The organism is Methylobacterium tardum (assembly GCF_023546765.1).
Lineage (GTDB): Bacteria > Pseudomonadota > Alphaproteobacteria > Rhizobiales > Beijerinckiaceae > Methylobacterium > Methylobacterium tardum.
Genome location: NZ_CP097484.1, coordinates 792661 through 804987, shown reverse-complemented (window position 1 = coordinate 804987; position 12327 = coordinate 792661). Strand labels below are relative to the sequence as shown.

The 12327-nt window shown below is 68.7% G+C and carries 9 protein-coding genes; 7 read left to right on the top strand and 2 right to left on the bottom strand.

Features of this window, described 5'->3' with window-relative positions; all coding sequences use genetic code 11:
- Positions 1-86 precede the first annotated feature (86 nt).
- Positions 87-1262, bottom strand: a complete 1176-nt coding sequence (locus M6G65_RS03890) for an amidinotransferase (protein ID WP_250103596.1) — start codon at positions 1260-1262, stop codon at positions 87-89.
- Between the two features lie 209 nt (positions 1263-1471).
- Between M6G65_RS03890 and M6G65_RS03885 the strand changes: the two genes are divergently transcribed.
- From M6G65_RS03885 to M6G65_RS03860, 6 genes are all read left to right on the top strand, one after another.
- Positions 1472-2581 (top strand): flippase-like domain-containing protein, encoded by a 1110-nt coding sequence (locus tag M6G65_RS03885; RefSeq protein ID WP_238198920.1) that lies wholly within the window; start codon positions 1472-1474, stop codon positions 2579-2581.
- Positions 2572-3183, top strand: a complete 612-nt coding sequence (locus M6G65_RS03880; RefSeq protein ID WP_192710992.1) for an MlaC/ttg2D family ABC transporter substrate-binding protein — start codon at positions 2572-2574, stop codon at positions 3181-3183. The genes M6G65_RS03885 and M6G65_RS03880 overlap by 10 nt, the downstream gene beginning before the upstream one ends.
- 102 nt (positions 3184-3285) lie before the next feature.
- Entirely contained in the window at positions 3286-4494 is a 1209-nt protein-coding gene (gene hpnI, locus M6G65_RS03875; protein WP_238198921.1) for a bacteriohopanetetrol glucosamine biosynthesis glycosyltransferase HpnI, read from the top strand.
- A gap of 56 nt (positions 4495-4550) precedes the next feature.
- Complete coding sequence (gene hpnJ / locus M6G65_RS03870; protein ID WP_238198922.1) at positions 4551-5984, top strand: hopanoid biosynthesis associated radical SAM protein HpnJ; 1434 nt, start codon at positions 4551-4553, stop codon at positions 5982-5984.
- 120 nt (positions 5985-6104) lie between these two features.
- On the top strand, positions 6105-6947 hold the full coding sequence (gene hpnK, locus M6G65_RS03865; protein ID WP_238198923.1) for a hopanoid biosynthesis-associated protein HpnK: 843 nt from the start codon (positions 6105-6107) through the stop codon (positions 6945-6947).
- A 32-nt stretch (positions 6948-6979) separates the two neighbouring features.
- The gene (locus M6G65_RS03860) at positions 6980-7855 is read left to right on the top strand and encodes a bifunctional helix-turn-helix transcriptional regulator/GNAT family N-acetyltransferase (RefSeq protein ID WP_238198925.1); all 876 of its coding nucleotides are present in this window, start codon (positions 6980-6982) and stop codon (positions 7853-7855) included.
- A gap of 7 nt (positions 7856-7862) precedes the next feature.
- On the opposite strand, the gene M6G65_RS03855 is transcribed toward M6G65_RS03860, so the two are convergent.
- Entirely contained in the window at positions 7863-10529 is a 2667-nt protein-coding gene (locus tag M6G65_RS03855; protein WP_238198947.1) for an MMPL family transporter, read from the bottom strand.
- A gap of 614 nt (positions 10530-11143) precedes the next feature.
- On the opposite strand from M6G65_RS03855, the gene hpnH reads away from it, so the two are divergent.
- On the top strand, positions 11144-12307 hold the full coding sequence (gene hpnH / locus M6G65_RS03850) for an adenosyl-hopene transferase HpnH (RefSeq protein ID WP_192710988.1): 1164 nt from the start codon (positions 11144-11146) through the stop codon (positions 12305-12307).
- The last annotated feature ends 20 nt before the right edge of the window (positions 12308-12327 follow it).

The window sequence follows — 12327 nt, the reverse complement described above, 5'->3', positions numbered from 1 at the left end:
TACCGCCGGCGGCGCACGGTCTCGCGCCACCGGTGCATCTAGATTCCGGGCTCGCCGCTCCGCGGCCCCGGAATGACGGTCGATTCCTAGAAGTACGACTTCAGCACGCCCCGGCGCCGCACGTCGAGGGTCGCGCAGTGGAACGAGCCGCCGAACGGGCCGTAGCTCAGGAACGGCGCCGGGATCGGGTCGAAGCCCCAATCCTTGAGCGCCTTGATCAGCGTCGGCTGGCTCTGGTCGGCGACGATCTTCTTCTCGGTGATCGCCAGGACGTTGATCGAGGTCCAGGGCGAGCACATCGAGATCTTGCTCATGAAGCCCTCGACCGGGTCGGGGCGCGGGGCGATCAGCACGTCCCACTTCTTGAGCACGGCCGGCAGCTTCTCGACGTCGACGTAGTCCGGGTTCACCAGCACCTTGCCGGGGGCCAGCGGCATGAACGACGAATCAATGTGCATCGGCTGCGGGCAGCGGCTCTCGATCTCGTGGATGCGGAAGCCCGGGCCGAGGTGGCGGCGCAGCCACTCGATGCCCATCAGGTTGGTCACGTTGGAGCGGGTCACGAACAGGTCGCGGCCGCAGCGGACGAAGTCGGCGGCGTCGAAGACCGGCTCGAACTCGTTGACGGTGAACTGCATGGGCTCGCCGGCCTTCAGGTTCGGCACCCGGTAGTCGTAGTTGTAGAGTTCGTCGGTCAGCTGCGGACGCGGCGCTGAGGTCCAGCGGGCGCCGGCGCGGAAATATTCCTTGAACAGCGAGCGGTAGGCGTCGCCCTCGAAGTAGCGCGAGCGCCAGCACATCGGGCTCTCGATGATCTCGTCGCCGATCACGAGGTACGGGTCGCGCGGGCAGGCGACGCAGAAGCCCCGGGAGGTCCAGCGCGGCGCCTTGAACTTCTTCGAGAAATCCACCGCGTCGGGGCGGCGGACCTTCACGCCCTCGCCGGCCAGGATGGTGATGAAGTTGTCGAGCTCGGCCTGGGCGAGCTTCTTCATGAACTTCGGGTATTTCCACCCGCTCGCCAGCCGGTAGAACGGCTGCGCGGCACGCGGCAGGTTGAAGATCACCGTGAGATGGTGGGTCGGGATCGTGGCGCCGTCGAGCGAACCGACGATCACCTCCTCCAGCGGATCCCACTCGTTCCAGGCCATCACCGGGGATTGCGGAGCCGGCACGCCCGGTCCTGTTCCACCCGGGAGGCCGCCGGCATGCGTGTCGTCGGTCACGGCCTCCAGGGCCGTGATCGGTGATTCGCGCTCCATGACGTGTGCCCCTTCTGCGACGAGCCGCGGCCTTTTGCGTAGGCTCCTCGCCCCGCCGCCGCTTTGGCCCCCGGTGTGTCAAACGGGTGATAGACACCGCTAATCCCTGCTGCAACGTGACAGAAACGTTCCCGGCCCGGCGGACCTATTTCTGCCGCGACCGTGGCCGATTTCCCGCATCAAGCCTGTTGCGAGCTTGAAAGACGACAATGAAGCGCCTGACGACCTTGGCCTCGATCGCCGGTCTCTGCACGGTCGTCGGCCTGTTCATGTCCTCCGGCCTCGAGGACGTGTCGGCCGCCGTCGTGAGTGCCGGCTGGGGCGCCGCCCTGGTGGTGGCGGCCCGGCTCGTGGCCGTCGCCTGGGCGGGCCTCGGCTGGTACGTGGTGTTTCCGGCCGGGGCGGCTAAGCTCGCCGACTGCGTCTCGCTCCGGTTCGTGCGCGAGGGCATCAACACCCTCCTGCCCGTCGCCACCGTCGGCGGCGACTTCGTGGGCGCGCGCCTGCTCGCCAAGCGCGGCGTCACCGGCGCGCTCGCCGGTGCCAGCATGTTCGTCGACCTGATGACGCAGGCCCTGACGCAGCTTCTGTTCACGGTCCTCGGCCTGGCCCTGCTGGTCATGATCTGCGGCGACGGGCCGATCGCCCGGACCGTCGAGGGCGGTCTGGCCCTGGCGGTGCCGGCGCTCGGCGCCTTCTACCTGATCCAGCGCCGGGCCGGGCACCGGCTCATCCAGGGCCTGCTCAGCCGCTTCGCCTCCGGGCGCGAGTGGCGGGCCTTCGGCGCCATCGACCAGCTCTACGACAGCCTGCGCCGGCTCTACGGCAACCGCGGCCGCTTCGCGTTCGCGCTGGCGGTCCACTTCGTCGGCTGGGTGATCGGAACGCTCGAAGTCTACGTCTGTCTGCGCTTCATGGGCTATCCCATCGATTTCGCCCAGGCGCTGATGATCGAGAGCCTCGCTCAGGCGGTGCGCGGCGCGGCCTTCGCGGTGCCCGGCGCCCTCGGGGCCCAGGAAGGCGGCCTGATCGCCCTGTGCGGCCTGTTCGACATCCCGGCGGAAGCGGCGCTCGCCCTGTCGTTGGTCAAGCGCTTCGCCGATCTCGGCGTCGGGCTCCCGAGCCTGCTGCTCTGGCATCGGATCGAGGCCAGGATCCGGGCCGAGGCGCCGGACGAGGAGGATGCGCCGGAGGCGGAAGCCGGGCGCAAGGCCAAGAGAGTCGCGCAGCCGGTCACGCTTGGGCCGTTCTACAGCTACGCGCCGCCCCGGATGGGCGCGCGGCTCGGTGACGGCGAGGAGTTGAAGAAGTGCGCCTGACCCGTCGCCTCGCGGCCGCTCTCATCGCCGCGCCCCTGCTCGTCCCGGTCCCGTCATGGGCCGCGGACGATCCGGCTGTTCAGACGGTGCGCGACCTCTACGCTGCCTTCACGGCCGCGCTGAAGGACGGCCCCGGTCCCCTGCCCGCGCGGGTCGACGCGGTCGGGCCGGCCCTCGACAAGGCGTTCGACTTCCCCGCCATGACCCGCATCGCCGTCGGCGCGAAGTGGTCGAGCTTCACGCCGGAGCAGCAGGCGGCGGTCATCGAGGCGTTCAAGCGCAGCCTGACCGTGACCTATGCCAACCGGCTGGCCCGCGCGGCCGGCGGCAAGTTCGACGTGACTCCCAAGGTCGAGGAGCGCGGTGCCCAGCGCGTGGTCGCGACCCGTGTCACCGCGTCGGACGGCGACGATTCCGAGGTCGACTTCGTCGTCAACGCCAGCAACCGCATCCAGGACGTCCTGCTCAACGGTGACGTGAGCGAGGTCGCCGCCCAGCGCAACGCGCTCTCCGCGCCGCTGAAATCCGGCGGGGCCGACGGGGTCGTCAAGTTTCTCCGCCAGCGGGCCGACGGCATGCTGGCCGCCAAGCCAACGCCGTAACACGCCGACGCCGTAACCAGCGCCGTCCAAGGTGCCGAACCAAGCCGGCCGTTCGCGGCCACCGCCGCCTGATGCGGCCGACGATCGCACGGACCCGACCGGATGGATCTCTCCTCGCTGGCGCTGAACGGGCTCTCGTGGCTGTCGCTGATCTGCCTGATCCTGGCGGCGGCCGGCTGCCTCTACAGTCTGGCCGCCGCCTTCTGCGCCAGCCGCTACGCGGCGCAGGCCGTGCCGCAACTCGCCCCCGGTGCGCCCCGGCCCTCCGTGACCGTGCTCAAGCCGCTCTGCGGCCTGGAGCCGTATCTCTACGAGAATCTCGAGACCGTGCTGCGCCAGGATTACGCCGGCCCGGTCCAGGTGATCTTCGGTGTCCAGAAGACCAACGATCCCGCGATCGGCGTGGTCGATCGGCTGCGGCAGGCCTATCCCGCCGCCCGCATCGACCTCGTGATCGACGGCCGCCAGCACGGCTCGAACCGCAAGGTCTCCAACCTGATCAACATGGCCGAGCGGATCGCGCACGACGTCGTGGTGCTGGCCGACAGCGACATGCTGGTCCGGCCCGACTACCTCGAGCGCCTCGTCGCGGAGCTGTCGCAGGACGGGGTCTCGGGCGTGACCTGCCTCTATCACGGTGTACCCGCCTATCGCGGCCTCTACGACCAGCTCTCGACGCTGGCGATCGACACCCACTTTCTGCCCAACGTCGTGATGGGCCTGAGCCTCGGTCTGGCGAAGCCCTGCTTCGGCTCCACCATCGCGTTCACCCGGGCGAGCCTCGACGCGGTGGGCGGCTTCCGCAGCTTCCGCGACGACCTGGCGGACGATTACGCGATCGGGGCGGCCCTGCGCGGCCTTGGCGGCCGGGTGGTGATCCCGAGCTTCTCCATCGGCCACACCAGCGTCGACACGGACCTGTCCGGCCTTTGGCAGCACGAGTTGCGCTGGAACCGCACGATCCGCAACGTCGATCCGGCCGGCTATGCCGGATCCATCGTCACGCACGCCTTCCCGCTGGCCCTGCTCGGGGCCGTGCTGCCGGGCGCCGGCACGGGCGCGCTCTGGGTCGCCGCGGCGGCGCTGGCGAGCCGGATCCTGCTGTGCCGGCAGGTGGAGCGCGCCTTCGGCCTCGCCCCGCACCCCTACGGACTGTTGCCGATTCGCGACATCCTGTCCTTCCTGAACTTCGCCTGGGCCTTCATGTCGGGGGCGGTGACATGGAAAGGTCACGATTATCACGTGGTTGCGGATGGCACCCTGATCCCGGACGCCGAGCTCGGCCCTGACGCCGGCGCGCCGCTCCGCTGAACCCGGCTTCCTCTTCCTCCGCCCTCCCCCGGCATTGCCCTGAGGCCTTGAACCCCATGCGCACGCTCTTCCTCCAGGCCCCCACCTTCGACGGTTTCGACGGCGGTGCCGGCTCCCGTTACCAGGCCAAGCGCGAGATCAAGTCGTTCTGGTATCCGACCTGGCTGGCCCAGCCGGCCGCCCTGGTGCCGAACTCGAAGCTGATCGACGCCCCGCCGCACAACATCAAGCTCCCCGAGATCGTGGCTCAGGCCAACGACTTCGACCTCGTCGTGCTCCACACCTCGGTGCCGTCGTTCAAGTCCGACGTGAAGACGATCGAGGCGCTGAAGGCCGCAAACCCGAAGCTCATCGCCGGCCTGATCGGCGCCAAGGTCGCGGTCGACGCCGCCGGCGCGATGGCCCAGGCCCCGGTGGTCGATTTCTGCGCCCGCAACGAGTTCGACTTCACCGTCAAAGAAGTCGCCGAGGGCGTCCCGCTGTCCCAGATCAAGGGGCTGTCCTATCGCGACGCCAACGGTGTCGTGGTCCATAACGAGGACCGCGAGATCATGACCGACATGGATCAGCTGCCCTTCGTCACCAGCGTCTACAAGCGCGACCTGGAGATGGAGAAGTACTTCATCGGCTACCTGAAGCACCCGTACATCTCGTTCTACTCGGGCCGGGGCTGCAAGAGCCGCTGCACCTTCTGCCTCTGGCCGCAGACGGTCGGCGGCCACACCTACCGCACCCGCTCGGTCGCCCACGTGATCGAGGAGATCAAGTACTGCCTGAAGGAGTTCCCGCAGACCAAGGAGTTCTTCTTCGACGACGACACCTTCACCGATAACCTCCCGCGCGCGGAGGAGATCGCCCGCGAGCTCGGCAAGCTCGGCGTCACGTGGTCGTGCAACGCCAAGGCGAACGTGCCGCGCGAGACCCTGAAGGTGCTCAAGGAGAACGGCCTGCGCCTGCTGCTAGTCGGCTACGAGTCCGGCAACCAGACCATCCTGCACAACATCAAGAAGGGCATGCGGGTCGAGGTCGCCGAGAAGTTCACCAAGGATTGCCACGATCTCGGCATCGCCATCCACGGCACCTTCATCCTCGGCCTGCCGGGCGAGACCAAGGAGACGATCCAGGAGACGATCGCCTTCGCCAAGCGGATCAACCCGCACACGATCCAGGTCTCGCTGGCGGCCCCCTACCCGGGCACCTTCCTGTACAAGCAGGCGGTGGAGAACGGCTGGCTCGACATCGAGAACGCCGAACTGGTCGACGAGAACGGCGTGCAGGTCGCGCCGCTGCACTACCCGCACCTCTCGCACACCGAGATCTTCACCTCGGTCGAGGAGTTCTACAAGAAGTTCTACTTCCGGGCTCCGAAGATCGCTTCGATCGTCAGCGAGATGGTGCGCTCGCCCGACATGATGAAGCGCCGCCTGCGCGAGGGCGTCGAGTTCTACCGCTTCCTCAAGGAGCGTCAGGGCACCGCCAAGGCGGCGTAAGTCAGGGGTCCGGGGCCTGCGGCCCCGGCGAGGAGCGGGGCAGAGCCCCGCGCCTCTTCCAGGGCTCCGCCCTGGGCCCGCGAGAGGGCACGCCCTCTCGACACCCGTCACGAGGTTGCCGTGAAGCGTCTGGTCGTTACCGCGGATGATTTCGGGCTGAGCCCCGAGGTCAACGAGGCCGTCGAGCAGGCCCATCGCGACGGGATCCTCACGGCGGCGAGCCTGATGGTCTCGGCGCCGGCTGCCGCCGATGCTGTGGCGCGGGCCCGGCGGATGCCGTCCCTGCGGGTCGGGCTTCACCTCGTCCTCGTGGAGGCGTGGCCTACCCTTCCTGCCGCGGACCTGCCCGACCTGACCGACGCGGCCGGCCTGATGCGCGCCGACATGGGTCGCCTGGGCCTCGACTTCGCCCGCAAGCCCGCCGCCCGCCGCCAGCTCGGTGCCGAGATCCGGGCGCAGTTCGAGGCCTATCGGGCGACCGGCCTGCCGCTGGACCACGTCAACGCCCACAAGCACTTCCACGTCCACCCGCTGATCGCCGGGGCGGTGCTGCGCGTCGGCCGCGACTTCGGGATGCGCGCCCTGCGCGTGCCCCGGGAGCCGCGGGAGATCCTGCGCCGCGTCGAGCCGGGCGCCCGCCCCCGACCGGCCCTGGACATAGCCCCCTGGGCGGCGCTGCTCGCCGTCCGCGCCCGGCAGGCCGGGCTGCTGATCCCGGACCGCACCCTCGGCCTGGCGTGGTCCGGCGCCATGACACCCGCCCGCGTCGCGGCGCTGCTGACCCAGCTTCCGGACGGCCTGACCGAGCTCTACACCCACCCGGCCACCGCCGGCGGCTTCCCCGGCGAGGCGCCGGGCTATCGCTATGCCGACGAGCGCGACGCGCTGATCGACCCCGCATCCCGGTCGGCTGCCGACGCGTCGGGCGCGGTCCGCGGCGGGTTCTCCGACTTCCTCGGTTGACCACAGCAGATATCTGACTTTAGTCAGATAAAATGACGTCTCCCGATATCGCTCGCGTCCGCCGGTTCGCGCGTGCCGTCACCGCCGAGGTCGGCGCGCTCGACAGCTCGTTCCTGGGCCGCGGCCGCCCCCTCGGGGTCGCGCGCGTCCTGAACGCCATCGGCGCCGGGCGGAGCGAGATCGGCGAGATCCGCGCCTATCTCGGCCTCGATTCCGGTCTGATGAGCCGCCTTCTGCGGAGCCTGGAGGTCGAGGGCCTGGTTGTGACGGCGCCGCATCCCACCGATGCCCGTCGCCGGATCGCGTCGCTGACGGCAGCGGGGGAGCGGGAATTCGAGGCCTACGAGGCTCTGTCGAACGCCCGCGCGGCCCTCCTGCTCGAGCGCACGCCACACGCGGACGAACTCCTGCGCGCCATGGATCGGGTCGCCCTCGCGCTCGGCCAGCACGCCATCACCGTCGCGGAGGTTGATCCGCGCGGCGCGGCGGCTGGCGCCTGCCTCGGCGCCTACTATGCCGAACTGGGCCGTCGCTTCGCCGCGGGGTTCGACGTCGCCCTGTCCTGCGACCCGGAGGCGGCCGATATGGTCCGGCCGCGCGGCACCTTCCTGCTCGCCTTTGCGGACGGCCTCCCGGTCGGGTGCGTCGGCCTCAAGGGCAGCGGCGGCCCGGTGGCGGAGATCAAGCGGCTCTGGATCGATCCCGCCGCGCGCGGCCTCGGCCTCGCCAAGCGACTGATGCACGACGTCGAGAACGCGGCCCGCGATCTCGGCATCCGGACGCTGCGGCTCGATACCAACAGCGCCCTTCCCGAGGCGCTAACGCTCTATCGGCGGTCGGGCTGGGTGGAGATCGACCGCTTCAACGACGACCCCTACCCGGACCACTTCTTCGAGAAGGTCCTCTGACCGGCGCCTATTTGGCCGGCACGGGATCCTTCCGCGCCACGCTCTTCCGCAGGGCCGCGCCCGCAGCCTTCTCGGCCTCGGGACGGTCTTCGTCGGGCTGCACCGGCGGCTCGCCGAGCGTTGCCGGGACCACGAAGAACGCCGCCACCAGGGTGAAGAACAGCGAGAGCGCGAGCAGCTTGCCCATGCTCGCCGTGCCCGGATGGCTGGACAGGACCAGCGACCCGAAGGCGCTGCCGGTGGTGAGCGCCGAGAAGAAGATCGCGCGGGTCAGGCTGGAGGCGAGCATGTCGTTCACGCCCGCCCGCCACGCGATCACGTAGTAGATGTGGAAGGCCACGCCGACCGCGAGCATCAGCGGCAGCGCGATGATGTTGGCGAAGTTGAGCGGCATGCCGACGATGCGCAGGGCCATCAGCGTCCAGAGGGTCGCGATCACCAGCGGGCCGAGCGTCATCGCCACGTCCCAGGGCTTGCGCAGGGCCACCGACAGGATGACGAAGATCAGCACGAAGGCCGTCACCGCCGCCTGCACGAAGGCGCCCAGGATCGTGTAGCTCGACTGCGTGGTCGCGACAGGCGCGCCGGTGGCATGGGGCGCAACCTTCAGGACCTCGTCCGAGAACGTCCGGAGCACCTGGTCGTCGTTCGAATCACCCTTCGGATGGACCTCGATCCGCGCCCGCCCGTCAGCGGCGACCCAGTCGGCCTTGAGCTGCGGCGGCAGGTTGTCCAGCGTGATCTTGTCGGGGTGCAGCAGGTCGCGCAGGCGTGCCAGCAGCGGACCCAGATCCTTCGTCAGGGCGAAGGACGCGGCCTCGCGCTGCGGGACCGGACCGGCGGCGAGCTTGTCCAGGGTGCCGGCGAGCTGCTTGGCCGCCTGGGCCCCTTTCGCGTCGCCCTTGGCATCGTTCGCGACGCCGTTGAGGGCGGTCGCCGCATCCTTCAGCGCCTTCACGTTGTCGGCGTCGGTCGGGGGCGGCGGCCGGCGGCCGGGGTTCAGCACCGGATCGAGCAGCTGGGCCGTGTCGGCGATCTGCGCGAGCTTCTTGTCCTGGTCCCGCGGCACGAACGTGTCGATGCTGTTGACCGAAGCCGTCACCGGCAGCGCCGCCAGCGTCTTCGTCAGCGCCGGGACCGCCTCGACGTTCGGGGCCAGCACGTCGATGAGGTTCGGGCTGGTCTCCGGGTTCTTGATCAGGTCGAGATAGGTCGCGATCGACTGCGTCTTCGGGCTGCGCAGATGCATCGGGTTGGAGTCGAACGGCAGGTTCCAGAGCAGCGGCGCGCCCGCCAGCGTCACGAGCCCGACGGCGATGAGGATCGGCTTGCGGTTGCGGATGATCCACGGATCGACGCCGACGAGCCACTCGGTCTGAACCGCCGCCTTCTCGCCCTCCGGCTTGAACACCGCGATCAGCGCCGGCAGCAGCGTCAGGGAGAACAGGAAGGCCACGACCATGCCGACGCCGGCGATCAGGCCGAGTTCGGACACGCCCCGGAAGGCGGTCGGCAGGAACGCGAAGAAGCCCGCCACCAGGGACACCGCGGCGAGGGTCAGCGACCAGCCGACCCCGCGGGCGGCGGCGCGGATCGCGCTCTCCAGGGTCGGCTGCTCGTAGCGGTCGGCCCGGTAGCGCACCGAGAACTGGATGCCGAAATCGATGCCGAGCCCGACGAACAGGGCCGCGAAGGCCACCGAGATCGGGTTCAGCTCCTTGACCATCGCGAGGCCCAGCGCCGCCGTCACGATGAGGCCCGCGAAGGTCGTGATGATCACGGCGCCGACGAGCTTGCCCGATCGCAGGGCCAGCCACAGGAACAGGACGATCGCGCCGACGATGATGCTGTTGTTGAGGCCGGCATCCTCCGACAGGGTCGCGAATTCCTCGTCCGCCACCGCCACCGTGCCGGTCAGGCGCATCCGCAGGCCATGCTGCGCGTCGATCTTCAGGTCCTGGGCGACGTTGCGGATCAGCTTGGTCGCCTGATAGCCGGGCTCCAGCGCGTTGAAATCCAGCACCGGCTGGATGATCACGAACTTCATCTTGTCGGTGACGCTGGTCTGGCCGTTCGCCAGCAGTTCCTGCCACGACATCCGCGCCGGCTGGCCCGCCAGAACCTTCTGGAGGGTGCCGTCGATCTGCCCCATGGGCTTCTCGAGATCCTCGAGCTTGGCATCGCCGGTCTTCACGCCGCGGGCGCCCAGCGTCAGCACCCGCATGATGCCGCGCAGCGACGGATCGGCCGCCAGCGGCCCGAGCAGACCCTGCTGCTGCGTCAGTGCCTCCAGCGTCTTGTCGAGCTCGGCCTGGGACATCAGTAGCAGGCCGTTCTTGTCGAAGAACGGGCCGCCATCGGGGCGATAGACGGTCTCGATCAGGTTCTTATGCGCGGTGAGCGCCTTCGCGAGGCCGGCGGCCGCCTCCTCGGTCTCTTCAGGCGTCTCGCCGTTGATGACCGCCACGATCGTGTTGCTTCGCTGCGGGAAAGCCTTCTCGAAATTGATCTCGTCCTGGCGCCAGGGCTCCTTCGGATCGATCAACCGCTCGACATCGGTATTGATTCGGAACAGGTGCGCCGCGATCCCGGCACTTGCGACCGTCACGAACGCCACCAGGGCGATGACGATCCACCGATACCGCACCGATAACGCGACGAGACTTTCGATCACGAGCACCCTGCCTGTTCGCCTCGGACCCGCACCCAGCGCGCCCGGCTTCTGCCATCCGGTTCATCGGAACCCCGGCGACCGGCCCAGAGGGGTTCAGTGCCCGGTGCCGACCGTCCGGCAATCCGTTCGGGCGCGCATCGTGTTCGAGGAACACCGCGCCGCCCAGTCCGGCCGTGCGAAACGCATGCGCAAGCCGATCGTGCCCGATATGGGCCGCAGCGCAGCCATTCGCCACGGGCCCGACCTTGCATCGCAGCCACGGGGCTCAGTAAAGAGGGCGATGCCAGATTGCAACGCGGCTGCCCCGGCGCAGCCCTTGCGAGATCGATGTGCGCTAGCGCACGGCGCTTGCGGCGCGGGGACTAAACCTGGGCTTGCGGTCGTATTGCCGACGCAATGCACAGGCTGTCCTCGGCGACCGGGTTTCACCGCCAACACGTTCTGCCCGTTCGATCCATGTGGCGCGGTTGCGTCAGGCGCGAAATAAGGCGTCGCGGCGCGGCTGAAATGGGGTCGTTTGAGATCAGTTCCAAGCTAGATCGCTGGAATTCGAGATTTTTTCGCGTTAAGCACCCCGATCACCCCGGGGCCGACGAAGTGAAGGAGCCGCAATCTTGGGTATCCCCCTCCGGTACGTCGCGAAGATCGGCGGCTACATCCTGAAACAGCACCTCACGGGTCGCAAGCGCTACCCGCTCGTGATGATGATGGAGCCCCTGTTCCGCTGCAATCTCGCATGCGCGGGCTGCGGCAAGATCGACTATCCGGACGAGATCCTGAACAAGCGGCTGCCGGTCGCCGACGCGCTCGAATCAGTGCGCGAGTGCGGCGCCCCCGTGGTGGTGATCGCCGGCGGCGAGCCGCTCCTGCACAAGGACCTGCCGCAGATCGTCGAGGGCATCATCGCCCAGAAGAAGTTCGCCATCGTCTGCACGAACGCGCTGCTCCTCGAGAAGAAGATCAAGGAGTACAAGCCGAGCCCGTACTTCACGTGGTCGATCCATCTGGACGGCGACAAGGAGATGCACGACCAGTCGGTGTGCCAGCGCGGCGTCTACGACAAGGCCGTGGCGGCGATCGCGAAGGCCAAGGAGATGGGCTTCCGCGTCACCATCAACTGCACCTTCTTCAACAATTCCCAGCCGGAGAAGATCGCCGACTTCTTCGACAGCGTGACCCGGATGGGCATCGACGGCATCACCGTCTCCCCCGGTTACGCCTACGAGCGCGCCCCCGACCAGAAGCACTTCCTGAACCGCAAGGCGACGAAGGATCTGTTCCGCGGCGTGTTCCGGCACGGCAAGGAGAAGGGCCGCGAGAAGTGGACCTTCCAGCAGTCGGGCCTGTTCCTCGACTTCCTGGCCGGCAACCAGACCTACCACTGCACCCCGTGGGGCAACCCGACCCGCACCGTGTTCGGCTGGCAGAAGCCTTGCTACCTGCTCGGCGAGGGCTACGCGGCGACCTTCAAGGAGCTGATGGAGACCACCGACTGGGACGCCTACGGCACCGGCAACTACGAGAAGTGCGCCGACTGCATGGTCCACTCGGGCTACGAGGCCTCCTCGGTGGTCGATTCGGTCCGCAAGCCCTGGAAGCCGCTGGTTCACGCGATCCGCGGCATCAAGACCGACGGCGCGATGGCGCCCGAGGTCAGCCTGGAGAACCAGCGCCCGGCCGAGTTCGTGTTCTCGCGCAACGTCGCGCAGAAGCTGTCCGAGATCAAAGCGGCCGGCGTGGACACCAAGCAGGAAGCCCGCAAGCGCACCGCCGCTTGACCGGCGCGCGACGCTGAAGA